Source organism: Pseudomonas fluorescens (assembly GCF_001902145.1).
GTDB classification, from domain to species: Bacteria; Pseudomonadota; Gammaproteobacteria; order Pseudomonadales; family Pseudomonadaceae; genus Aquipseudomonas; species Aquipseudomonas fluorescens_BV.
Genome location: NZ_MRST01000014.1, coordinates 88,739 through 110,533 on the forward strand (window position 1 = coordinate 88,739; position 21,795 = coordinate 110,533).

Sequence of the window (21,795 nt, forward strand, 5' to 3'; positions counted from 1 at the left end):
TTGCCTAGGGGGTGAGTGCCTTGATCACTTGGTCCACATTGGTTTCCAGCTCAGTCACCGGGTCGGCACCGTCCACATTCAATACCAACAGTCTGGAGCCGCCGGCAGTGACGGCGGTTTTGACTGCATCGCTGGGTTGACGGTGATGCAGCACCACCGCCACATCGTTGTCCTTCAACGCGCTGCTGAGTTTTTGCAGCGCCTCAGGCGTCCACTCGGCATCGGGCCGTGCATCGGTGCCGAGCACTTCCAGGTTCAGGCTGCTGACCAGGTACGCGAAGTGATCGCTCAAGCTGAGCACACTCAGGTTGTCGGCCTTGGCCAAGCGCGCCTCGCTGTCGGCGGTGAGCTTGAGTAAACGCTGTTTGAGCGCGGCCAGGTTAGCGTCGATCCTGGGTTTGGCAGCCGGCGCCAGGCGGCTCAGGTCGGCGGCCATCACGTCGGCCATGCGCCCCATATTGTTGCTCGATTGCCAGGGTTGGCTGTTCAAGCCATCGGTGACACCCGGTTGTACTGCGATACCCGGCAAGCCGCCGTCCACCGGGCGTGCGGCATCGACTTCGACGATGCGGATATTGCTGCGCCGCGCCACGGGGTACAGCGGGTCATCGGCCCACAGCGAGCGCAGGCCGATGGCCGCGTCGGCGTCCAGCGCCAGCTTATTCAGTGCCGCAGCACCGCGGCCGGTGAAGTAGGACACCTGCCGTGAGCCCGGCAGATTGGCCGGCGCGGCGCGTTCAAGCGCTACGTTGGTGCCTTTGAGCAGCGCCTCGGCCAAGCCGTAGGTAATCGGCAGCGAGGCCAGCACCTTGACCGGCTGCCTGGTCTTGGTCAGGGCCGCGTGACCGAGGCCCTGGTTGACTTTGAAGTCCTTGGCGTCGAAACCGTCGACGGCCAGCGCCGACGTACTCATCAAGCAAGCGATGGTCAGGGCCAGTGGGCGAAAGACAGGGCGCATTATCCAAGATTCCCTTTGAGGCTGGGCACAACGCCACGGGCGATGGCGGCGAAGGCGAAGGCGATACCGGCAACCAGAATGATGGCGGCGCCGGATGGGATGGGCAGGTCGAAGATGATCGGCAGCAGGATGCCGCACAGGGTGCTGACGGTAGCGATCAGCACCGAGATCCAGAAAAACCCTTTGAGTGATTGGCTCAACAGGCGCGCCGCAGCGGCAGGAATCACTAGCAAGGCGCCGACCAGGATTGCGCCGATGACCTTGACCGCGGCCACGGTGATCAGGGTCACCAGGATCACGAACAGGTAATCCAGGCTTTTCACCGCCACCCGGCGCACTGCCGCCAATTGCGGGTTGAAACTGGCCAGCATGATGCGGTTGTACAGTGGCAATGCCAGGGCCATCACCAGCGAGCCGACAATGGCCAGTACCAGCAGGTCGTTGCCGTTGACCGTCAGCACCGAGCCAAACAGCACGTTCTCAAGAATGTGCACGTTGATCTTGCCGGCCAGGATCAGCAGCAGGCTTGCCCCCAGTGCCAGGGACACGGACAGGAACACGCCGATCAAGGTATCGGGCGCCAGGCCGGTGCGGTTACGCAGGTAATTGAGCAGGATGCCGAACAGCAGGCAGTAGCCAAACAGGCTGCCATAAGGCCCGGTATAGGGTTCGCCCAGCAGGATGCCCACGGCCACGCCGGTGAGCGCGGCATGGCCGACTGCTTCGGAGAAAAACGCAAAGCGCTTGACCACCACCAGCGTACCCAAGCCGCCGAGTACCGGGCCGATCAACAAGCCGGCGAGCAGGGCGTTGACCACAAACCCGTAGGCCAGGGCTTCGGGCAGGTAACCGGCAGAGGCCCAGCCCTGGACCATCAAGCGAAAGGCTTCATAACTCATGGCGCCGGGCTCCGAGGGTGGGTGGAGAACAGAGTGAGCAGGCGGTCCGGGGTCAGCGCCTCTTTCGGTGTGGCGTCGAACAGCACGCGGCGGTTCAGGCCGGTGACGCGGTCGGCCAGGCGGCCCACGGCCTCCAGGTCGTGCTCGATCCACAGCACGGTTATCCCAGCCAGGCGCCAATCGTTCAACAACCGCTCGAACACCTGGATACCCGCCTCGTCGAGGGCCGACATCGGCTCATCCAGCACCAGCAATTGCGGCGCCGGAATCAGGCCCTGGGCCAGCAGTACGCGCTGACGCTCACCGCCGGACAACGCGCCCATGCGGCGCTTGCGCTTGTCTTGCATGCCAACGCGCTCAAGGGCATCGCCAATTGCCCCCGCGTAATGCCTGGAAAGGCCCAGAAACGCCGGGCGACGCTGGCACATGGCAGCCATGAAATCGTCCACGGTCATCGGCAAGCCCCGGTCAAATTCCAGCGCCTGGGGCACGTAACCGATGGTGCCGGGTGTGGTTGGCCATTCCAGGCTCAAACGCCCCTGGTGCGGCGTCTGCCCCAACAGGGTCTTGATCAGCGAGCTTTTGCCGCCACCATTGGGGCCGACCAGCGCATGGATGCTGCCCGGTTGTACCTGGAAACTCACGCCATCGAGGATCACGGTGCGCCCCAGGGTCAGCGAGACCTGGTCGAAGTTCAGGGTGGGGCCGACGTTGACGGCGTTCAGTTGCTGCGCCGCGGTCATGCTCCCGACTCCTGAATCGCCCTTACCACGGTGTTGAGGTTGCCGGTCATCTCCACTTCGTACTTCTCTGCGCTGTATTCGCCGTAGGAAATATGTGACAGCGGGTACAGCTTGACCCCGGATTCACGCTGGATGGTATCGACGTAGGTGGACGGGAAATCCATCTCCGAGAAGATCACTTTCACATCCAGAGCACGCAGTTCATCGATGGTCTTTTTCAACTGACTGGGGCTTGGCTCGATACCGTGGGCCGGCTCCACTACCGCGGTCACTTCCAGGCCAAACTCGCGCAACAGATAGTCATAGGCCGCGTGCACGGTGGCGACGCGCAGGTCCGGGTTGGGGGCGCTGGTCAGCTTGGCCAGGGCGTCGGCGCGCATCTGGCGCAGGCGCTTGCCGTAGGCGCGGGCGTTCTGGGTGTAGGTCTTGGCGTTGTCCGGGTCGAGCTTGCCCAACTCACGGGCAATGTTATTGACCTGGGCAATCGACGCGCTGATTGACAGGAAGGTGTGCGGGTTGACCACCTTGCCCGCACCGCGTGCTGCGTTGCCGGTAGCGGCGAGCAGCGGCACGTTGGCGTTGGCTTCGATCACCTTGATATCCGGGCGCTCGCTGGTGGCGATCATGCGGTCGGCGAAGTCGTCATGGCCGACGCCGTTGAGCACGATCACATCCAGGGTGCCGATGCGCTTGATGTCTTCGGCGCGCGGCTCGTAGGCGTGAGGGTTGAAACCGGCGGGAATCAGCGGCACCACCTCGGCCTTGTCGCCAACGATATTGGCTACGTAACTGTAATAGGGGTGCAAGGTAATGCCGATACGCAGGCGCTTGGCCGCCTCGGCATTGGCTAGGGGGGCGAGCATCAGGCTGAACAGGCCAACCAGCAACAGGCGCAACAGGGGCGATGACATAGACATGGGCAATCGGTCTTCTCGTTCAGTGACGGTGCTGGCGGGTGACGCCGGCATCGAATTGCGCGACCACCTGCTGCCAGCCGGCCGCGATCAGCGCCTGGTCAGTGAGGTCGGATGGGGCGGCAAGGTTGGCGCTGCGGTTGAGCCAGATATCCGGCTCACTGCCTTGCACGCGCATCAGCAGCGAACCGCTGGTGGCCGGTGCCTGGCTCAAGCCCAGGTAGGCAGCCGGTGCCAGCAACTGCCAGCGGTGGCCGCCACGGCTGACCGAACTGGCGTCCTGGGCAAACGGCGCAAAGCCTTCTTCGGCCAGTTGCTCAGGCGTCGGCAGGGCGCTGTGTTCCTGCTGCAACAGGTGGATTTCATCCAGGGTCACCCGCAGGTCGGCGTAGATGCCTTGCTCGGCCGCGCTCAGGTCGCGGCGGGCGTCCAGCTGATGGCTTGGCACCGCCGCGACTTCCTGGGTTTCCCCATGCAGCGCCACGACCGTGCCCGCCACCGCGAGGATGATCAGGCACAACAGCAACACATAAAGGGTTTCGTGGCCCGCGCCGGCGGGGCGTACAACCTGTGTGGTACTCATTGCGACGGGATATCCGCTTGGTCGATTTCCACTACGTGGCCGGGGCCGGCATCGAATAGCACGTAGAACTCGGCGTCGGGCTTCTTGAAGGTCAGGGTCGAATCCTCGCCGAGCTTGCCCGGCACCAAGATGGTTTCGTCGTAGCCGATCACATCCAGGGTTACGCCGGGGGCGCCACTGCCGTCGGAGAACCCACCTTTGCACTGGATCTGCTCGCCGGGGATTTCCTTGCATTCGCACATCGGGTTGTGGGCGAAGGCGGTGGTGCTCAGGCCGGCGCACAGCAATAGCGCGGCGCGGGTGAGGCGCTTGAACGTCATGGTTTGACTCCTTGCTTGTTCAGCCAGGCAATGGTGGCAGGCGAGGCCTGGCTCAGCGGGATGGAACCCTGGTGCATGCTGCCGTCCCACCCTTCCATGGTCACCCATATTTCGGCGTCCGCCGGGGTGCGTTCTGGGATCGGCAGGGCGGCGCCCATGCGGTACGGCGTGCCGAAGAAGATCACTCCGGCGGCGCGCAGGCTGCGGGGTTTGCCGATACGCAGGTAAGTGGCCTTGACCTGCTCGGCACAGGTATCGCACAGGGCAGCGTTGAAGAACTTCATCGGGCCAGCCGGGTTCGGGCTCGGGCCTTCATTGCGAAACTCGGCCAGCGTCAGGCTCCAGGGGCCGACTTGCACCTGCCCGGCCACGCGCTCGCCGATGCCGGTATCTCCGCGAAACAACGCGGCGTCGGCAAAGTATTTGGGCATGAACCCCAGCGGCACCAGCAACAGCAGGACGTTGATGTGGAAACGCCATTTCAGCCAAAAGGCGCGCAGCGGGGACGGGGGTACGGTTGCGACCTTGCTCATCGCTGAGCCTCCGAGGTGTCGGCGTGCATGGCCGGGATGGGCGCGTGCTGACGTTGCGTCTTGGCCTCGCGCTTGAGGGCGTTGAGGGTGGCCAGGGCGGTGCGCTTGGTCCAGATAAGCAAGCCGCTCAATACCATCATGCTCAGCACCAGGCCGAAGAATGCCCAGATCAGCTTGATCCACAAACCGCCAAAGTCCCCGGTGTGCAGCGGGCGCATCGACTCGGTGACGAATTCCAGCGGGGTACGGTCGGACAACAGGTTCGAGACTGCGATTTCACCGTCATAGGGGTTCAGTTGTGCGGTCTGGAACATCAACGGGTACCAGCCACGCCCGCCGATCTGCAGGTGGCTGTAGGCGTTGCTTGGCATGAACACAAAGCTGGCGTCCAGGCCGGGGATTCGCTCGGCGGCGATGTCGATCGCCTTGTCGATGGGGATCATCGGTGCCGGTACGCCCGGTGCCGACAGCGGCACCTTTTCCCGCGCAATCACTGGCACGATGGGTTCACTGGAAATGGATATCTGGTTGTCGCCCAGGACAGCCTCGATCAGGAACCAGGTGCCGGTGATTGAAATGACCGCGATAAACCAGATCGACCAGATGCCGCTCAGGCGGTGAAAGTCGCCCCAGAAGATCCGCGCGCCGTGGCGGATGCGTAGGGTAGGGCGCAGGAAGCCTTTCCAGAAGCGCTTGTACACCACAAGCCCTGTGATCAGCGAGGCGAGCAGCGGCAAGCCCAACGCGGACACCAGGTACCAGCCCCAACTGTACCCATTGGTGAACGGCACCAGCCACCAACCATGCAGGGCGCGGGTGAATTGCTGGAAATTGAACGAGGGGCTGATGCCCTGGATCGCGCCGGTATAGGGGTTGGCGTAGACCTCCACTGAGCGCCCATCCGGGTAGCTGAGGCCGACGCTTAGCGCGAAGTGCGACTCATCCGGGCGGATGATGGACTGGACGATAGCCTTGGGTTCATCGCGCTTGATGGCCGCGATCACCTGGTCAAAGCTCAACGGCTGGGCTTCATCCGACGGCTTGCTGGCGCGGATATCCGGGTTGGCCAGCCACACGATTTCTTGGCTCACCACGGCCAGGGTGCCGGTGACGCAGACGATCAGTACAAAGAACCAGATGGGCAACGCCAGCCAGCTATGGACGAGAAACCAGAGTTTGGAGCGTGACTTCTTCGACATATGAATGAGGGTCTTGATCGGAGGGGGCGATAGAGGCCCGGAAAAGGCCAGTCGTAGCTTTTGCTGACGCGACAGGCTGTATCTAAGTTAAGACGGATGAGAATGAGAAATCCCTAAGGTGGATATGAAAGAAAATGTTTCAGCGCTGCATTCAGGGTTATGGCGTAACCCTGTGGGAGCTGGCTTGCCTGCGATGACATCGACTCGATTCAACGGATGCACCGAGTCGTCTGCATCGCAGGCAAGCCAGCTCCCACATGGGAGGTGTATTGCGCTGCAACTATCAGCCTTGCTTGAACATCTCCATGGCGCGCTGGCGGATCTGCGCCTCGGTGAGGTCTTCCTTGTGTGTGGCCAGGAACCAGAGATGACCGAACGGATCTTTCACGCTCGCAGAGCGGTCGCCATAAAACTGATCCTTCGGCTCGGACACCACGGTGGCGCCGGCATCAACCGCTCGTTGGAATTGTGCGTCCACATCGTCCACATACAGATGCAGACCAATGCTGGTGTGCTCCTCCGGATTGCGCAGGGCCATTTGATCGCAGGGCGTACCCAGCATCAGCGCCGAATCGCCAATCCGCAGTTCGGCATGACCCACCCTGCCGTCGGGCATGTCCAGGCGCATGACTTGCGTGGCGCCAAAGGCTTTTTCGTAGAACTCGATGGCCTCGCCCGCTTTGTCGATGCCCATATAAGGTGTGAGGCTGTGATAACCGTCGGGAATAGCTTTAACGTTCATGACATTCTCCCTGAGTCGAGGTATGAACATTTCACTATAGGCCACGTAATGCGTGGCCTGCGGGCAACCGACGAGGTGCTTTTATCAAGACGGTGTGGTGGGCTCCAGCAGCTGGGCGCCTGGCCCATACTCAGCGAGCTTATCGTCCTGATTGCGCAACGGGCACGCCTCCATCGATAAGCACCCGCAACCGATGCAGCCATTGAGCTTGTCGCGCAGCAGCACCAGTTTGTTGATGCGCTCATCCAGGTCTTCACGCCACAACGCCGATAGGCGCTCCCAGTCGTGAACATTGGGTGCGCGCTCATCGGGCAAGGTGCGTAATGCCTCGCCAATGGTAGCCAGCGGAATGCCCAAGCGCTGGGCGATCTTGATCACCACTACACGCCGTAATACATCCCGCGGATAACGCCGCTGGTTGCCCGCATTGCGATTGCTCTTGATCAGCCCTTTGGCCTCGTAGAAGTGCAGTGCAGTCACCGCTACGCCGCTGCGAGCAGCGAGCTGCCCGACGCTGAGTTCCTTATTGAGCATGAACATCCCCCAAACAATGCTTGACCTCAACTTAACTAGAGGTTTTACCCTGCGTGGCATCGAATCGCAAGATTCTGCCTACAGAGAGAGGGGAGTGTTCATGCAGGTATCGGAGAAGTGTCGCAGCTTCACCCAATTGATCGAGTTTCAGATCGACCCCCAGCAGCAAGATGCCCTGGTGGCGGCCTTGTCCACTCAAAGCGAGCGCCTGGCCGAGGGCCACGATGGTTTTCTGAGTGCTAGCGTGCAGGTCAGCGATGACGGCCGGCGGGTGCTCAATTACTTGCAATGGCAATCGCGTGCAGATGGCGAGGCGGCGTTCAAGTGCTTCGAGCAGCGCGGCGAAGATTTCTGGACGCTGATTCGCGCCCACCAGGCCACGGCGGTGACCTTCGGTTCGTTCCAAGTGCTGCAAAGTTTCGAGCGCAGCCATGACAACGCGCTGCACTGTCGCCTAAATGGATAAATGCAGCATCCGCCCGCCCTGCACGTTTTCGCCAGGCCGGCGTTTGTTCACCGCCAGCTCGCCGAGCTTGATCAAGCGCGAGCGCGTGACGTTGCGGCTCAGGCCCAGCAGGTTGGCGGTGTGCACCTGGTTGTAATGGCTGAAGCGGTAGGCCGCACGTAAGAGTGCGTCTTCGACCTTTTCATGCAGGGCGCCGGCCTGTTCCTCGAACAGCGTTTGAAACGCCCGCGCCAGCAACGCTTCGGCGCTGTCATCAATGTTGTGCGGGTTGTCGTCCTGGCGCTCGATACGCATGTTCGACAGGCGCAAATCGTCGCGCCCTATCACACCCTTGCGGCAGATCAGTAGGGTGTGATGGATGACGTTTTCCAGTTCGCGGATGTTGCCTGGCCAGCTGTAGCTCTTGAGCTTGTGCTCGGCCTCACGGCTGATAGTGATCGGGCCGTGGCCCAGGCGCTGACTGTAGGTTTCGATAAAGTGCCAGGTCAGCGGCAGGAGATCGCCAGGGCGCTCGCGCAGTGGGTTGAGTTCCAGGCTGACCACACCGAGACGGTAGTAGAGGTCTTCGCGGAAATGCCCGGCGTTGATGGCCTTTTCCAGTTGTACGTTGGTCGCGGCGAGCACGCGCACATCAATCGCAATGCTTTTGCGCGAGCCCAGGCGTACGACTTCACGTTCCTGCAGTACCCGCAACAGTTTGACCTGGATCGCCATTGGCAGATCGCCGATCTCATCGAGGAACAAGGTACCGCCGTCAGCCTCTTCGAACCAACCGGCCTTGGCGCTCAGGGCGCCGGTAAAGGCCCCTTTGTCATGGCCGAACAGCTCGGCTTCCACCAGGGATTCAGAGAAGGCCCCACAGTTCACCGCGATGAACGGCCGGTTGCGCCGCGCACTGAGGTTGTGAATATGGCGTGCCACCAGCTCTTTGCCGGTACCGGTTTCGCCGATGATCAACACGCTTGCGTCGCTGGGCGCCACTTGCTGGATGTGGTTGAGCAACGCCTGGGATTTAGGGTCTTCGAACACCTGAGCGGTGGCGCGGATCGAGGTCGCGAGTGCGGGGGAGGGCGGTAGGGTCAGCAACTGCATGGGCACCTCGTTGAAGGGCTGTCGCCAGGGCGACCGTTGCGTGGCGAACAGTCGGGCTAGGTGACGCCATTTATAGAGAGTTGGAGTTATTCCGTATATGAATGTATTCAAATATTTATAGATCATAAATGAATATAGTAGTCGCGCTATCGAACCTGCTGTAACGGTTGATAGCGACTATCACGGACGTTGATTTTTCATGCCGGGGGGGCGGGAGTAGCCTGTGTTCATTGACTTCAAACCTCCCCAGCAGGCCAGCCGCCATGAACCGTCTACTCGCTATCTCGTCACTGTTTGTCATCTCTGTTCTCGCCGGGTGCGCGACTCACCCCTCGCCTGAGATGCGCCCTTACACGGCAGAAGAAACCAAACAGTTGGCGTTGGAAGCGTTGAGTCGTCGCGGGTTGTCGTTTGACGAATATCAACAGCAGCGTGCCGCCCTGACTGGCCAGCCACAGAAAACCTTCGGCTTTGATCAGCAGGCTGAAATGAACGCACAGCGCGCTGCACAGCGCAGCGGCCGTGCGAGTTGAGAACCAGGTGACGACAGGTACGTCTTCCGGTTTGACGGGCTGATATCTGTCGGCTAGAACTTAGCTTTAGCAACGCATCACGGCTGCATGACGCAGGCGGATGGTTGAGTCGAGTGTCTGATTTTTCCTGTCTCTTTTGGCTTCACGCCATGTCGTAGTTTCGCAGTGGAATAGCATTGCAAGACATTCCAAATTGAATGTACTTCGGGTTGCGTCAGCTGTTCGCGGCGCGTGACTTCGTGCCGGGTGCTTTCTGACGAGATCGTGAAACTGCGCAGTCTTTCTTCGATGGAAATACGCCTGGCCTGCCATTGAGGCTGGTGATCATGAGGATGTCGATCGGGTGGGGTTTGCTTGTTTCGCGCTGTGGTTGGGTTTTGCCTGGCTTGTTCTTCGCGTTGCTGAGTGTGGAGGTATCTGCGGCGGCCTGTACGGCACCAGCCTATAAAGCGGGGACCGGCTACGAACAAGGCGATCAGGTGCAGAACAACAACCAGCAGTTTGAGTGTTGGAAGGATACTGACAACCCGCCGTTAGGGCCGGGCAGTTGGCAATGGTGCCGGCAGAGCGACTACAACCCTGGCTTGCCCGCCTCCAACGGCGCCGTTATTTGGCCTGACGCCTGGAAAGACCTCGGTGAGTGCGGTGGCTACCAGGGTAACCGGTTGACCCTGAACTTCAGCACGTTAAGCGGCCGGGGGCCCATAAGCCAGCCAACGCCGGGTGTATTGCGAGCCGATCAGGTAGTCACTGGCGTATTGCGCTGCAAAGCCGAGGAAATCCCGATCAGTGCCAAGTCGGGTGAAACTATTCACATTGATAATCTAAAGGCCTGCGACTACCAACTGGTGATGAACCCCGCTGGTGGATTTGTGCCCTTGAATACGCCGCGTATCGTTTCCTTCCAGCGGGACGAGGGCGAGGAACAGACGGTCACCTTGAAGTATCGGCCCCCGGTGCAGGTGGAGAAGCTCAGCGGCCTGCCGGGGGTCAAGATTGAACTGTTTGCCCAGGGGCTGATACAGCCTCGGCAGATGGCGATGGGCAAGAACGTCCTCTATGTGGGCTCCAGTGCGATTCCATCCTACGTCTATGACGGGAAAATCGCCGATATGATCTATGCTTTGCCACTGGACAATGCCGGCAAACCCACCGGCATCTACGTGATTGCCAGCGGGTTGGAGGAGCCGCACGGTGTGGTGTATCGCGACGGTGATTTGTACTACTCGACCACTGGCGGTCTCTATCGTTTGCGCGATGCCGATGCGCATTACAAGGATCCTTCGCCTGAACTGGTGTTCAAATTCCCCGCCGATGATGCGCCATTTCCTCTGCCTTCCGTGGCGTCTGGTTCCAGCACACGCTTCTGGCATATGAAGCACCCTTTGCATTTCAACCCGCTGGATCCCGCCGATACTGGCCTGTACACCGCTGTCGGCATTCCCTGCAACTTGTGCATGATCCCGCCTGACCCGCGTTACGGCACGTTACTGCGTTACGACACCGTGACCGGTAAAGCGCAGATTCTTGCAAAAGGGGTGCGCAACTCTGTGGGGTTCGACTGGAACCCGCAGACCGGTGAAATCTGGTTCACCGACAACAACCGCCAGGGCTACCCCAACCCCGACGAAATCAACCGCATCAGCGGCCCAAACCTGCACTTCGGCGTGCCCTATCTGTTTGGCAAAGGCACGCCGGGTTTCACCGATGAGGAGTTTGGTAACCCGGGTGTGATCCAGCCGCCCTTGGTCCAGGGCGCGATTGTTTCCGATAAATCCCAGCAGCAGGTCGACCCGAAAAACTACGTGCCGGCCGCCTTTGAATTGGGGACCAACACCGCACCCCTGGGGCTGAAGTTCTGGAGTGGTTACCCGGCTCGCACACGTTCGCAGAACATGCTGGTTGCCGTGCATGGGGCGGGTACGGCCGAGCGGCCGGGTATGGATGTGCGACTCGTCTCGATCCAGGACGGAACGCGGGTGGTCAATCAGATCCCGTTGATCAACGGGTTTATCCAGGACCCACTGCGTTTCGATGTGTATTGCCTGGATGACTCCTGCATTGGCCGGCCGGCTGACTTCCTGGCGCTAGCGGACAACAGCCTGCTGATCTCCGATGACGTCGCCGGGGTGATCTATCGCGTCAGTTATGACCCTGCGGGCTTGCCGGATACAACGTTGACCCTGCAGCCGGCACTCGCACCGGCACCTGAGCTGGAGAGTGAGATGATCAGTGGGACGCTGATCTCTCCGGGCGGTAATACCCGTCAGTTCCATGCATCCTTCAACCCTGCTGACAGTAATGCCGCATTGGTCCTCAAGGGTTTGCCTTACGGTACTTACCAGGTTCGGCTCAATGATGTGAAAAACTGGATTCCGCAGACGCGCAATACTTCGCTTACCTTGTCTGCCGGCGACAACAAGCACGTGCTGAACATGCAGTACCGTCTGCGACCGATCAAGCTGGATATCAAGATCACGGTGTTGGCGCCTCCCAAGCCTGCGTCGGTAACGGATTCCACCTGGCATTTCACCCTCAAGCTCAAGGGCTCTACGAGCACCGAGCCCAAAGTGGTGCGGGTGCCTTGGGGCGAAAGTGTCACCGAGCTTCTGGACTATGGGGATTACGAGGTCATCTATCCCTTTTACCCACAGGAACTGCCACAGCCGGAACAGGTAGCGCTGCGTATCAACGAGGAAAGCCAGGACGAGCAACTGGCACCTATCAGTTACCGTCATGAACCGAAGTTGGGCGAAACAGTGCTTGCCGAGTCCTGCACCAAATGCCATGCGGTGGAGTTCTTCAATAACCTGCGCATGGCGGTGGCATGGAGCAGTGCCGGCCAGGATGCGTTGGTGCGGCAAATCCAGAGCATGCCGGTGGCCGGGCACTGCGACACCACCTGTGCGACCGAGATCAGCAAGCATTTGTTTGAGGTGGTGTGGGCGCCTTACCTGAGCCCGAGCGAGGCTCACGGTCAGCGCCAGTTGCGCTTGCTGACGCGCGATGAATACGCGGCCAGTGTCAAGGACATACTGGGCGTGGAGGTCAATACCCAGAAGCTGCCGGCGGATAAATCCGAGAAGGACTTCAAGTTTCCGGGCGAATCCAGCAAAGGGCTGTTGCAGGCTGAAGACATCAAGCTGCTGTATGACATGGCGGTGTCGATTGCCGGGCAGGTGGCACCTCAACGTGTAAAACGCTTCAAATCCACTGCCGGTACCCTTGAGGTGAGTGCCCTGGGTTATCAAGTGTTCCGCCGTCATTTGAGTCCGTCAGAGTTGTCGCGTTATCAGGCGGTGCTGGATGAACACGGCGAGCGGGCGCTGATCACTGCGCTGTTGTTGTCGCCCAACTTCCTGTATCGCTCGGAGTTGGGCCAGGCTGTCGCGGGGCAGACCCAGGTCTACAAACTGACCCCTTATGAGACCGCGACCGCATTGTCCTACACCTATCAAGGCACCACTCCGGACGCGCAACTGCTGGCCAAGGCAGAGCGCAACGAGTTGCAGACTGTGCAGCAAATCAGCGCAGAAATAGACCGGATGATGCGCACTGAGCGTGGGCTTGAGCAGTTCAATCGGTTCATCAGTTACTACATCAAGACTCAACGCGGGGTGCAGGAGAAGCCCGGCCTGAGTGCACAGATGATCCAGTTGATGACCCAGGAGCAGGCCCTGCTGACCCGTCATGTGATGCTTGACGGCAAAGGGACGCTGGACGAGCTGTTCAATCCCGGCGTGACGTTCCTCAATAAGGCGCTGGCCGAGCACTACGGTATCGGCGGCGTAACGGGTGACACGCTGCATAAAGTCGCCGTGGATGAGAAACGGGGTGGCTTGTTGCACTTGGGGCTTTTTCAGGCCTCTACCTCTGACTATCAGGTCACCTCACTGGTCAAGCGTGGTATCGCGATTCGCGAGCAGCTTTTTTGCCGCGAATTTGGTGCGCCGGTCGAAGCCGAACCGACGGAGCCAACCTACCCTGCGCGTGCGATCAGTACCCGCGAGCGCTGGGACTTGATCAATGGTGAGCAGGCTTCGCAGGGGCGTTGCTGGCAGTGCCATCAGTACATGAACGACACCGGTGCCTCGATGGAGCATTACGACGCTGCCGGGCGCTATCGCCAGCAGGAGCCTGCCTACAACTACGCGCAGTTCCCTGTGCAGTTGCCGATCAAGTCGTCCGGTCCGTTCATCGGGGTTGATGGCACAGTGCCTATCGACGATGTGCGAGGTATCTCCAAGTTGATCGCGCACAACTCGGCGTCTCTGTTCTGCATGGCTGATAGCTATTTCCGTTTCGCTTCGGGCAACAAATCCGACGAGTCCACTTCCGCAACGGTCAAGGCATTGATCGACGGGCTGAAGGGCAATGGCTCATTACCAGCAATGCTGCGCACGCTGGGCACCTCCAACGCGTTCCAATTCAAGACGCAGAGGGATTGATCATGGATATCTTGAAAAGTCGTCGTCGCTTCCTTGCAGGCCTGACTGCGGTCGGTGTGTTTGGCCCGCTCACCCAATTTGGCCTGGCGCGCATGGCCTTGGCCGGGCAAAGCCAGCAGGCCAAGTTGAAGGTGGTGTTCTTTGTGGTGCCGGATGGCCTGGCGGTCGACTCTGCAACCGCCTATTCCAGTGATGGTCGAGGCCTCTGGCATCCCGCTGCCGAAGCACTGGACACCTCCGACTTTCAGCTCAACGAGGTCAGCCAGGAGCTTGCGGCCTATAAAAACCAGTCCTTGTACCTGCGTGGCACGATTCTGGGCCCAGGCAATGAAGGCCATAACGGCTGGACGTGGGCGTTGCGCGACCGTGAGAAGAAGATGGCGTCGATTGATGTGTTGCTTGGCCGGCATATGCCGGGGACCGATCCGTCCCAACGGAGTCTTTTTGCCGGACCGCATTCGGGCATTGACGGCACCGCCTGGCACGTATCCTGGGAAGGGCCGGAGAATGGCGGCGCAATGCGCAGGCCTGAGCAGGACCCGGTGTTGATGTACGAGAAAATCTTTGGCACGGTCAGTCGTGAGGTGCGTGAGCAACAGGTGCGAAACATGCATGTATTTGATCCGGTGCTGGCGGATATCAACGAGCTGCGAGGCAGGCTTGCGGGGGCGCAAAAGCAGAAGCTCGATATGCAGCTTGATTCGGTTGAACAGGCCATGAAAGACATGGAAGAAACTCTGCCACCCATTGGCGAATGTTCGCCTTTGCAGATGGACACGTTGCCGTTCAAATCTGCGGAGTTTCGTAACCAGGTACAGCATCACCACCATCAGGTGGTTGCCACGGCGCTGGGGTGTGGCATCACGCGTGTGGCGACGATTCAGGTCGGGCGCTCGGCGGAATCGCTCAATATCCTGGACGTCAGTAATGTGACCAACCCCCATGACTGCGCCCATCGTTATGCCGGGTTGGACGTATGGAAACGATCCCGGCAGTGGTATACCCAGCGAGCCAAGTTATTCATGGACGAATTGGCGAAGCATGCCGATCCCGATGTGCCGGGTGACAGCCTGCTTGAACACACGCTTGTGGTATTCACCAGCGAGATGGCCGATGGTGCCCCCGAACATACCAAGGATATGCCGTTGGTACTGATGGGTGGCGCCAGTGGCTTGTTGAAGAGCGGCGATGGCGCAGGGCGCTATTTCAACATCACCGCCCAAGGTGATCGTGATCAGGAAGTTAACCCGGTCATTGGTCGCAAAGCGGTCGATATGCAGCGAATCTGGGCCACCATTGCCCAGGCGGCCGGAACCAGCGTGCCCTACAAGGGAAACATCGATCCGGTGAGCGGGTTGTTTACTAACGTCTGAGTCGCCTGGCGCTGCACTAAAAGCCGGAAAGTCCGTATGGCGGATTTTTCGGCTTTTTGCATTTGCACCCAATCGCCTTTGAGCCTGTTAAGCTGAAAATCAGGAGCGTTCCTACGCACATTTACATCACGTGGTTCTTCTTCAACGGCACTCGATCAGTTAAACCTGACGACCTCTGTTCTGTTCGATGCCCCCGGGACGTCGCTCTCGGGAACACGCTCTGCGAGTTTTTAACGCCATGAATAAACGTCCGTTGTATTTCGACTATGCCGCCACCACGCCGGTGGATGAGCGAGTTATCCAGGTGATGGTCGAGTGCCTGGGTTTCAATGCCAATTTTGGCAACCCGGCGTCCAGTTCCCATGCATTCGGCCAGGCGGCCCGGCAAACGGTTGAGCAGGCTCGACGGCAGGTAGCCGAATTGGTCGGCGCCCAGCCTGAGCAGATTGTCTGGACTTCCGGTGCCACCGAGTCCAACAACCTTGCGATCAAAGGGGTGGCCCAGGCGCGAGGGCTGGCGGGTGGGCATATCATCACCAGCCAGATCGAACACAAGGCCACACTCGACACCGCACGGCAGTTGCAGGAAGTCGGCGTAGCTGTGACCTATCTGGTGCCAGATGCCGATGGCTTGATCAGTGTTCAGGCTGTCGCCGAGGCATTGCGTGAGGACACCTTCCTGGTGTCGCTGATGCTGGTCAATAACGAACTGGGTACCCTTAACGACATTCCCGCCATTGGCGCGCGGGTGCGTGAGCACGGCGCCCTGTTCCATGTCGACGCGGCTCAGGGGGCGGGTAAGGTGGCCATCGACCTGGCGCAGTGGCCGGTGGATTTGATGTCGTTTTCCGCTCACAAGCTCTACGGCCCCAAAGGCATCGGCGCGTTGTACGTCGGGCCTCGTGCGCAGCAGAAAGTGCTGGCGCAGATTCATGGCGGCGGGCACGAAGGTGGCTTGCGTTCGGGCACCCTGGCCACGCATCAGATTGCGGGCATGGGCACGGCGTTCGCCCTGGCGGCAGCGTCCTTTGCTGAAGAGAAGGCGCAGATCGTGGCCTTGCGTCAGCGTTTGCTGGACCAGTTGGCGTCGATTCCCGGCGTACGCCTCAATGGCAGCCCAACCCAGCGTATTCCCCACACCCTCAGCTTGACGTTCAGCGAAGGCCAATTCAATGCTGCCGCCTTGAGTGCGGGCATTGCCTTTTCGGCGACTTCAGCGTGCAATTCGGCTAGCAATGCACCGTCCCACGTCCTGGTGGCCCTGGGGCATGATGCCCGCAGCGCTGGTCGCACTATTCGCTTGAGCCTGGGCCGGTTCACCACCGAGCGGGATATCGACGACGCTGTGCAATTGATCAAGACGGTACAGGCCAGCGCACCAGCGTTCTGGGCTGTCTGATACTTCATTTGCAATACATAACAATTATTAGTGGTTAGCAGGAGACACAATGAGTACGCAGCCTTTGACCCATGGAACGGTTCCCCAGCGCTTGGCGCATACCCGTGAACTGATGCGCCGCGAAGGCATTCACGCCCTGCTGGTGCCGTCGGCGGACCCGCACTTGTCCGAGTATTTGCCAGGTTACTGGCAAGGGCGCCAGTGGTTGTCCGGGTTTCATGGTTCGGTGGGTACCCTGATCGTCACGGCGGAGTTTGCCGGGGTCTGGGCGGATAGCCGTTATTGGGAACAGGCGACCAAGGAGCTCAAGGGCAGCGGTATCGAGTTGGTGAAGCTGCAACCGGGTCAGCCTGGACCGTTGGAGTGGCTGGCCGAGCAAACCACTGAAGGTGGCGTGGTGGCGGTGGACGGTGCGGTCATGGCCGTGGCCTCGGCACGTACCCTGGGTGGCAAGTTGGCCGAGCGTGGCGCGCGTCTTCGTACCGATATCGATGTGCTCGATGAAATCTGGCAAGACCGCCCGGCGTTGCCGAACCAGCCGATCTATCAGCATCTGCCGCCCCAAGCCACCGTCAGTCGTGGCGAGAAACTGGCCGCCTTGCGTGCCAGTTTGAAAGACAAGGGCGCCGATTGGCATTTCATCGCGACGCTGGATGACATCGCCTGGCTATTCAACCTGCGCGGCGCTGATGTGTCGTTCAATCCGGTGTTCGTGTCTTTTGCCTTGATCAATCAGCAGCAGGCCACTTTGTTTGTGGCGTTGGGCAAGGTCGATGCGCAACTGCGGGCGGTGTTGGAGCAGGATGGCGTGACCCTGCGTGACTACAGCGAGGTGGCGCAAGCGCTGCGAGCGGTACCGGCGGGCGCAAGCTTGCAAGTAGACCCTGCCCGCGTCACCGCCGGCTTGCTGGAAAACCTCGACGCGGGCGTCAAGCTGGTTGAAAGCCTCAACCCCACCACACTGGCCAAATCTCGCAAGAGCCTGGCGGACGCGGAACATATCCGCCAAGCCATGGAGCAGGATGGTGCGGCGCTGTGCGAATTCTTTGCCTGGCTCGACAGCGCCCTGGGCCGCGAGCGCATTACCGAACTGACGATCGACGAGCACCTGACCGCTGCGCGTACCCGCCGCCCCGGCTATGTATCGCTGAGTTTCAATACCATTGCCGCCTTCAACGCCAACGGCGCGATGCCGCATTACCATGCCACCGAAGAAGAGCATGCGCTGATCGAAGGTGATGGCTTGCTGTTGATCGACTCGGGCGGCCAATACCTGGGCGGAACCACGGACATCACGCGGATGGTGCCCATCGGTAAGCCGAGTGAAGAGCAGAAGCGCGATTGCACGCGGGTGCTCAAGGGCGTGATTGCCCTGTCCCGTGCGCAGTTCCCCAAGGGTATTCTTTCACCGTTGCTGGATGCCATTGCCCGTGCGCCGATCTGGGCAGAAGGCGTGGACTACGGTCACGGCACAGGCCACGGCGTAGGTTATTTCCTCAACGTGCATGAAGGCCCGCAGGTCATTGCTTATCAGGCTGCTGCAGCGCCACAAACGGCGATGCAGCCAGGGATGATCACTTCAATTGAGCCGGGTACTTATCGCCCTGGCCGTTGGGGCGTGCGCATTGAGAACCTGGTGTTGAACCGTGAAGCGGGCAAAACCGAGTTTGGCGAATTCCTCAAGTTCGAAACCCTGACCCTGTGCCCGATTGATACCCGCTGCCTGGAGCCGTCGCTGCTGACGGCAGATGAGCGTGAATGGTTCAACGCGTATCACGCCCAGGTGCGCGAGCGTTTGAGCCCGCTGCTCAATGGTGCAGCGCTTGAATGGTTGCAGGTGCGCACTGCGGCGATTTGATCGGTTGCAGCCAAGGCATTACCGGCTGCAATCAACATCTAGCTGAGGGCTTCACGCACAAAGTCCAGACGGTCCTGGCCGAAGAACAGCTGGTTTCCTACAAAGAAACTGGGAGCGCCGAACACGCCGCGCTTAATGGCTTGTTCGGTTTTGTCCTTGAGAGCGTCCTTGACGGCTGCATCATTGGACAGGGCCAGTACCTGATCGGGATCGAACCCCTGTTCGGTGAGCACATTGGTCACGACCTCTGGGTCGCCCAGGTGACGGCCCTCTACCCAGAGTGCGCGGAACAGGCAGTCGATGAAGTCGAGGAAGCGCTCAGGCTGGTGGACTTGAATGCCAGTGACGGCTCGCATCAGCACCAAGGTATTGATGGGAAAGTGCGGGTTGAACCTGAGCGGCACGTTGTAGCGTTTGGCGTAACGCGTCAGGTCATCGAGCATATAGCGACCCTTGGCGGGCACCATGATCGGCGAGGCATTGCCCGTGGCCTTGAATACACCGCCCAACAGCATCGGTTGATACACCACCTGTGCGCCGGTTTGGGCACACAGCGCCGGCAGCTGGGTATAGGCCAGGTAAGTGGCGGGGCTGCCGAGATCAAAGAAGAACTCCAGGGTTTTACTCATGGTCTGTGCTCGCTGCTTATTGTTATAGGGGGCGTTACCAGGTTTCGTTCCAGGGGCGCAGGTCCAGTTCGAACGTCCAGGCGTCCCGTGGCTGGCGATGCAGGAACCAATAGTTGTCGGCAATATGGTCAGGGTTGAGGAGGGCGTCCTGATCCTTGAGGGCGTATTTTTGTGGAAAGTTTTCGCGAATGAAGTCGGTATCGATGGCACCGTCGACCACCACGTGGGCGACATGGATGTTCATCGGGCCTAACTCCCGCGCCATGCTTTGTGCCAGGGCGCGTATTCCATGTTTGGCGCCCGCGAAGGCGGCAAACCCCGCGCTTCCGCGCAAGCCGGCGGTGGCGCCAGTGAACAGGATAGTGCCGCGGTTACGCGTGACCATGCGCTTGGCGACTTCCCGTGCGTTCAAGAAGCCGGAGAAGCACGCCATCTCCCAGATCTTGAAATACTTGCGTGCGGTTTCTTCCAGAATGCTACAAGGCACATTGGCGCCGATGTTGAAGACGAACGCTTCAATAGGTCCCAGCTCGGTTTCGATTTGCTCGACCAATGCGATCACGTCTTCTTCTTTGCGGGCATCACAGGCAAAACCATGGGCTTCACCGCCTGCCAATTGAATGCTGTCCACCAGGGGCTGCAGCTTGTCGGCGCTGCGACGGGTGACGCAGGCGATGTAGCCTTCGCGGGCAAAGCGTTTGGCTATGGCGCCGCCGGTCGCGTCACCGGCACCCACTACTAATACGATCTTCTTGTTGTGCGGCATGGGAACTCCATTGGCTCGATGGTCGAGCAGGAGTTTAGCCTTCGTGCCGCAACTGGCCGGAATTTAAGATGAGCAGTCAGGAAAGACTGCTCGGGCAGCTATTTGCAGAGGACGATCATACTGCGGCTGGTATAGCCGGCAGGGTTGAGGCCGAAGGGATAGTCCCCAGGCTCCTCGGAGTTATCGCCGGATTTGGCTATCACCCGGTAGCCCTTGGCACCACATGAGTTGGCTGCACTGGTGTAGCACTGGTCCCAGGAGGAGGACAGGCCCGAACAGTTGATATGCAGCCCTTTTTTACCCCGTTTCACTTCTGTTTTTGTGGTTGCAGCACAGCCAGCGATGCCCACAACCAGCAACAGTATCAAAATTCGTTTCATTCCCATCCTTAATAGCCGCCCTGCAGAAGAACAGAGCCGCTTTACTCGCTCTGGAGCGAAGCGTTCATGCTGTCCGTGTCGAAATTCTCCATGAATGACATTCGGTTACGGACTAAACATGGCCTAAATGAGCGGCAAATACCAGAGCTGGCTTTAAAGATGATCAGTCGGCAGGCACCAGTGGTTTGGATTCGTTGCGCATCGTCAACGTGGCGCCCACCGACGCCAGGATAATGCAGGTGATGGCCAGCCATTGAGCGAGAGAAAGATGCTCGCGCAGGAAGAGCAGGCCTGAGAGGGCACCGAACGCCGGTTCGATGCTCATCAGCGTGCCGAACGTACGGGCGGGGAGGCGAGTCAGTGCAACCATCTCCAGGGTGTAGGGCAAGGCCGTGGACAGAATCGCGACGCCGATGGCGATAGGGATCAGGGCGGGCGTCAGCAGTGCGGCGCCGGCATGCACGATGCCGATTGGTGCGACGAACAGGGCGGCAATCATTACGCCGAGTGCGGCGGTCTGAACACCATTGTCGTTCCCGGCTTTTTGGCCGAACAAAATATAGAGTGCCCAGCACCCGCCTGCGCCCAGTGCGTAAGCCGCGCCGACCCAGTCGATACCGCTACTGGCCTCGCCCATCGGAATCAACAGCAGCAGGCCGATAATCGCCAGGGCAATCCACAGGAAGTCGACAGCTCGGCGCGAGGCATAGATAGCGACGGCAAGCGGGCCTGTGAATTCGAGTGCTACGGCAATCCCCAGCGGTACGGTGCGAAGGGACATATAGAAGAGGAAGTTCATGCCGCCCAGCGCCATCCCGTAAATGATCACCGTGCGCAAGGACTTGGCTGTCAGCGTGGCGCGCCATGGGCGTAATAGCACCAGCATGATCACACTGGCGAAAATCAAACGCAGAGCAGTGGTGCCTTGTGCGCCAACAATAGGAAACATGCTTTTGGCCAATGACGCACCGGATTGGATGGACGCCATGGCGATCAATAGCAGGCCGATCGGAAACAATGCGGATGCCAGGCTGCGAGGTGGGGTGGTCATTGCGGTGGTTCTTCCGAAGTCATGATCGATAAATACGTGGCGCTATGATGCTTAACTGTCAGTGAATGAGCAATATATTGCTCAAACACTGACTTGTCGCTATCTATATAGTGGAAATATCGGGGTTTTGAGGTTTTTGATAGAAAAACCGAATAATTGGGTTGACGGCAGATTCTGGAAGCCTATAATTCGCCCCACTTCCGGCGCAGTCGAAACGGAAAACTCCTTGGTAAACAATGAGTTAAGAGGTTTTCGGCAGCAAGTTGCTTCAGTTCATCGAAGCCAAAAGGAAGTTGAAAAAGAGGTGTTGACAGCAGCGTGTAACGCTGTAGAATTCGCCTCCCGCTTACGAGAGATCGCAAGCGCAAGTGGTTG

22 protein-coding genes are annotated in these 21,795 nt (G+C 59.7%); 7 read left to right on the plus strand and 15 right to left on the minus strand.

The genetic code is table 11. The annotated features are described in order from the left end of the window. Nucleotides 1-4: 4 nt before the first annotated feature. The 10 genes from BUE92_RS02450 to soxR all read right to left on the minus strand — a co-directional run bounded on the left by BUE92_RS02450 (nucleotide 5) and on the right by soxR (nucleotide 7,425). Entirely contained in the window at nucleotides 5-958 is a 954-nt protein-coding gene (locus BUE92_RS02450; protein WP_073521783.1) for a metal ABC transporter solute-binding protein, Zn/Mn family, read from the minus strand. Beyond that, nucleotides 958-1,857, minus strand: coding sequence for a metal ABC transporter permease (locus tag BUE92_RS02455; protein WP_073521784.1), 900 nt, complete (start codon nucleotides 1,855-1,857; stop codon nucleotides 958-960). The genes BUE92_RS02450 and BUE92_RS02455 overlap by 1 nt, the downstream gene beginning before the upstream one ends. Continuing rightward, nucleotides 1,854-2,600, minus strand: a complete 747-nt coding sequence (locus tag BUE92_RS02460; protein ID WP_073521785.1) for a metal ABC transporter ATP-binding protein — start codon at nucleotides 2,598-2,600, stop codon at nucleotides 1,854-1,856. Before BUE92_RS02460 ends, BUE92_RS02455 begins: the two co-directional genes overlap by 4 nt. Further along, complete coding sequence (locus tag BUE92_RS02465; RefSeq protein ID WP_073521786.1) at nucleotides 2,597-3,517, minus strand: metal ABC transporter substrate-binding protein; 921 nt, start codon at nucleotides 3,515-3,517, stop codon at nucleotides 2,597-2,599. The genes BUE92_RS02460 and BUE92_RS02465 overlap by 4 nt, the downstream gene beginning before the upstream one ends. 19 nt (nucleotides 3,518-3,536) lie before the next feature. After that, nucleotides 3,537-4,097: a DUF6162 family protein gene (locus tag BUE92_RS02470; protein WP_014717807.1), complete on the minus strand. Its 561-nt coding sequence runs from the start codon at nucleotides 4,095-4,097 to the stop codon at nucleotides 3,537-3,539. Then, nucleotides 4,094-4,417, minus strand: coding sequence for a hypothetical protein (locus BUE92_RS02475; RefSeq protein ID WP_073521787.1), 324 nt, complete (start codon nucleotides 4,415-4,417; stop codon nucleotides 4,094-4,096). The genes BUE92_RS02470 and BUE92_RS02475 overlap by 4 nt, the downstream gene beginning before the upstream one ends. Then, the gene (locus BUE92_RS02480) at nucleotides 4,414-4,950 is read right to left on the minus strand and encodes a thiamine pyrophosphate-binding protein (protein WP_073521788.1); all 537 of its coding nucleotides are present in this window, start codon (nucleotides 4,948-4,950) and stop codon (nucleotides 4,414-4,416) included. The genes BUE92_RS02475 and BUE92_RS02480 overlap by 4 nt, the downstream gene beginning before the upstream one ends. Further along, complete coding sequence (locus BUE92_RS02485; protein WP_073521789.1) at nucleotides 4,947-6,149, minus strand: PepSY-associated TM helix domain-containing protein; 1,203 nt, start codon at nucleotides 6,147-6,149, stop codon at nucleotides 4,947-4,949. The genes BUE92_RS02480 and BUE92_RS02485 overlap by 4 nt, the downstream gene beginning before the upstream one ends. Before the next feature lie 283 nt (nucleotides 6,150-6,432). After that, nucleotides 6,433-6,891 (minus strand): VOC family protein, encoded by a 459-nt coding sequence (locus BUE92_RS02490; protein WP_073521790.1) that lies wholly within the window; start codon nucleotides 6,889-6,891, stop codon nucleotides 6,433-6,435. 84 nt (nucleotides 6,892-6,975) lie between these two features. Continuing rightward, nucleotides 6,976-7,425, minus strand: a complete 450-nt coding sequence (gene soxR, locus BUE92_RS02495; RefSeq protein WP_073521806.1) for a redox-sensitive transcriptional activator SoxR — start codon at nucleotides 7,423-7,425, stop codon at nucleotides 6,976-6,978. A 100-nt stretch (nucleotides 7,426-7,525) separates the two neighbouring features. On the opposite strand from soxR, the gene BUE92_RS02500 reads away from it, so the two are divergent. Further along, the gene (locus BUE92_RS02500) at nucleotides 7,526-7,891 is read left to right on the plus strand and encodes an antibiotic biosynthesis monooxygenase (RefSeq protein WP_073521807.1); all 366 of its coding nucleotides are present in this window, start codon (nucleotides 7,526-7,528) and stop codon (nucleotides 7,889-7,891) included. On the opposite strand, the gene BUE92_RS02505 is transcribed toward BUE92_RS02500, so the two are convergent. Continuing rightward, nucleotides 7,880-8,983: a sigma-54 interaction domain-containing protein gene (locus tag BUE92_RS02505; protein ID WP_073521791.1), complete on the minus strand. Its 1,104-nt coding sequence runs from the start codon at nucleotides 8,981-8,983 to the stop codon at nucleotides 7,880-7,882. The two genes, BUE92_RS02500 and BUE92_RS02505, sit on opposite strands and share 12 nt — an antisense overlap. 263 nt (nucleotides 8,984-9,246) lie before the next feature. Between BUE92_RS02505 and BUE92_RS02510 the strand changes: the two genes are divergently transcribed. The 5 genes from BUE92_RS02510 to BUE92_RS02530 all read left to right on the plus strand — a co-directional run bounded on the left by BUE92_RS02510 (nucleotide 9,247) and on the right by BUE92_RS02530 (nucleotide 18,594). Beyond that, nucleotides 9,247-9,516, plus strand: coding sequence for a hypothetical protein (locus BUE92_RS02510; protein ID WP_073521792.1), 270 nt, complete (start codon nucleotides 9,247-9,249; stop codon nucleotides 9,514-9,516). Nucleotides 9,517-9,848: 332 nt separating this feature from the next. Next, a complete protein-coding gene (locus BUE92_RS02515; RefSeq protein WP_256673927.1) occupies nucleotides 9,849-13,964 on the plus strand; it encodes a DUF1592 domain-containing protein in 4,116 nt (1,371 codons plus the stop codon). Between the two features lie 2 nt (nucleotides 13,965-13,966). Then, nucleotides 13,967-15,337 (plus strand): DUF1552 domain-containing protein, encoded by a 1,371-nt coding sequence (locus tag BUE92_RS02520; protein WP_073521793.1) that lies wholly within the window; start codon nucleotides 13,967-13,969, stop codon nucleotides 15,335-15,337. A 238-nt stretch (nucleotides 15,338-15,575) separates the two neighbouring features. Continuing rightward, a complete protein-coding gene (locus BUE92_RS02525; protein ID WP_073521794.1) occupies nucleotides 15,576-16,736 on the plus strand; it encodes a cysteine desulfurase family protein in 1,161 nt (386 codons plus the stop codon). Between the two features lie 49 nt (nucleotides 16,737-16,785). Beyond that, nucleotides 16,786-18,594: an aminopeptidase P family protein gene (locus tag BUE92_RS02530; RefSeq protein WP_073521795.1), complete on the plus strand. Its 1,809-nt coding sequence runs from the start codon at nucleotides 16,786-16,788 to the stop codon at nucleotides 18,592-18,594. 38 nt (nucleotides 18,595-18,632) lie between these two features. Here BUE92_RS02530 and BUE92_RS02535 read toward each other — a convergent pair whose 3' ends face one another. From BUE92_RS02535 to rhtA, 4 genes are all read right to left on the minus strand, one after another. Next, the gene (locus BUE92_RS02535) at nucleotides 18,633-19,223 is read right to left on the minus strand and encodes a 2-hydroxychromene-2-carboxylate isomerase (RefSeq protein ID WP_073521796.1); all 591 of its coding nucleotides are present in this window, start codon (nucleotides 19,221-19,223) and stop codon (nucleotides 18,633-18,635) included. Between the two features lie 34 nt (nucleotides 19,224-19,257). Next, a complete protein-coding gene (locus tag BUE92_RS02540; protein WP_014717823.1) occupies nucleotides 19,258-19,989 on the minus strand; it encodes an SDR family oxidoreductase in 732 nt (243 codons plus the stop codon). Between the two features lie 98 nt (nucleotides 19,990-20,087). Then, nucleotides 20,088-20,369 carry a hypothetical protein gene (locus BUE92_RS02545; RefSeq protein WP_073521797.1) on the minus strand — a complete coding sequence of 94 codons (282 nt, stop codon included), beginning with the start codon at nucleotides 20,367-20,369 and terminating at the stop codon, nucleotides 20,088-20,090. A 163-nt stretch (nucleotides 20,370-20,532) separates the two neighbouring features. Further along, complete coding sequence (rhtA, locus tag BUE92_RS02550; RefSeq protein WP_073521798.1) at nucleotides 20,533-21,420, minus strand: threonine/homoserine exporter RhtA; 888 nt, start codon at nucleotides 21,418-21,420, stop codon at nucleotides 20,533-20,535. Between the two features lie 61 nt (nucleotides 21,421-21,481). Between rhtA and BUE92_RS28595 the strand changes: the two genes are divergently transcribed. Next, the coding region (locus BUE92_RS28595; RefSeq protein WP_218599054.1) for a hypothetical protein at nucleotides 21,482-21,795 on the plus strand (314 nt) is incomplete at its 3' end.

Excerpts from the sequence above, each read along its gene's own strand:
- BUE92_RS02450 (WP_073521783.1), bottom strand. The coding sequence starts at position 958 with ATGCGCCCTGTCTTTCGCCCACTGGCCCTGACCATCGCTTGCTTGATG.
- BUE92_RS02455 (WP_073521784.1), bottom strand. The coding sequence starts at position 1,857 with ATGAGTTATGAAGCCTTTCGCTTGATGGTCCAGGGCTGGGCCTCTGCC.
- BUE92_RS02460 (WP_073521785.1), bottom strand. The coding sequence starts at position 2,600 with ATGACCGCGGCGCAGCAACTGAACGCCGTCAACGTCGGCCCCACCCTG.
- BUE92_RS02465 (WP_073521786.1), bottom strand. The coding sequence starts at position 3,517 with ATGTCTATGTCATCGCCCCTGTTGCGCCTGTTGCTGGTTGGCCTGTTC.
- BUE92_RS02470 (WP_014717807.1), bottom strand. The coding sequence starts at position 4,097 with ATGAGTACCACACAGGTTGTACGCCCCGCCGGCGCGGGCCACGAAACC.
- BUE92_RS02475 (WP_073521787.1), bottom strand. The coding sequence starts at position 4,417 with ATGACGTTCAAGCGCCTCACCCGCGCCGCGCTATTGCTGTGCGCCGGC.
- BUE92_RS02480 (WP_073521788.1), bottom strand. The coding sequence starts at position 4,950 with ATGAGCAAGGTCGCAACCGTACCCCCGTCCCCGCTGCGCGCCTTTTGG.
- BUE92_RS02485 (WP_073521789.1), bottom strand. The coding sequence starts at position 6,149 with ATGTCGAAGAAGTCACGCTCCAAACTCTGGTTTCTCGTCCATAGCTGG.
- BUE92_RS02490 (WP_073521790.1), bottom strand. The coding sequence starts at position 6,891 with ATGAACGTTAAAGCTATTCCCGACGGTTATCACAGCCTCACACCTTAT.
- soxR (WP_073521806.1), bottom strand. The coding sequence starts at position 7,425 with ATGCTCAATAAGGAACTCAGCGTCGGGCAGCTCGCTGCTCGCAGCGGC.
- BUE92_RS02500 (WP_073521807.1), top strand. The coding sequence starts at position 7,526 with ATGCAGGTATCGGAGAAGTGTCGCAGCTTCACCCAATTGATCGAGTTT.
- BUE92_RS02505 (WP_073521791.1), bottom strand. The coding sequence starts at position 8,983 with ATGCAGTTGCTGACCCTACCGCCCTCCCCCGCACTCGCGACCTCGATC.
- BUE92_RS02510 (WP_073521792.1), top strand. The coding sequence starts at position 9,247 with ATGAACCGTCTACTCGCTATCTCGTCACTGTTTGTCATCTCTGTTCTC.
- BUE92_RS02515 (WP_256673927.1), top strand. The coding sequence starts at position 9,849 with ATGTCGATCGGGTGGGGTTTGCTTGTTTCGCGCTGTGGTTGGGTTTTG.
- BUE92_RS02520 (WP_073521793.1), top strand. The coding sequence starts at position 13,967 with ATGGATATCTTGAAAAGTCGTCGTCGCTTCCTTGCAGGCCTGACTGCG.
- BUE92_RS02525 (WP_073521794.1), top strand. The coding sequence starts at position 15,576 with ATGAATAAACGTCCGTTGTATTTCGACTATGCCGCCACCACGCCGGTG.
- BUE92_RS02530 (WP_073521795.1), top strand. The coding sequence starts at position 16,786 with ATGAGTACGCAGCCTTTGACCCATGGAACGGTTCCCCAGCGCTTGGCG.
- BUE92_RS02535 (WP_073521796.1), bottom strand. The coding sequence starts at position 19,223 with ATGAGTAAAACCCTGGAGTTCTTCTTTGATCTCGGCAGCCCCGCCACT.
- BUE92_RS02540 (WP_014717823.1), bottom strand. The coding sequence starts at position 19,989 with ATGCCGCACAACAAGAAGATCGTATTAGTAGTGGGTGCCGGTGACGCG.
- BUE92_RS02545 (WP_073521797.1), bottom strand. The coding sequence starts at position 20,369 with ATGAAACGAATTTTGATACTGTTGCTGGTTGTGGGCATCGCTGGCTGT.
- rhtA (WP_073521798.1), bottom strand. The coding sequence starts at position 21,420 with ATGACCACCCCACCTCGCAGCCTGGCATCCGCATTGTTTCCGATCGGC.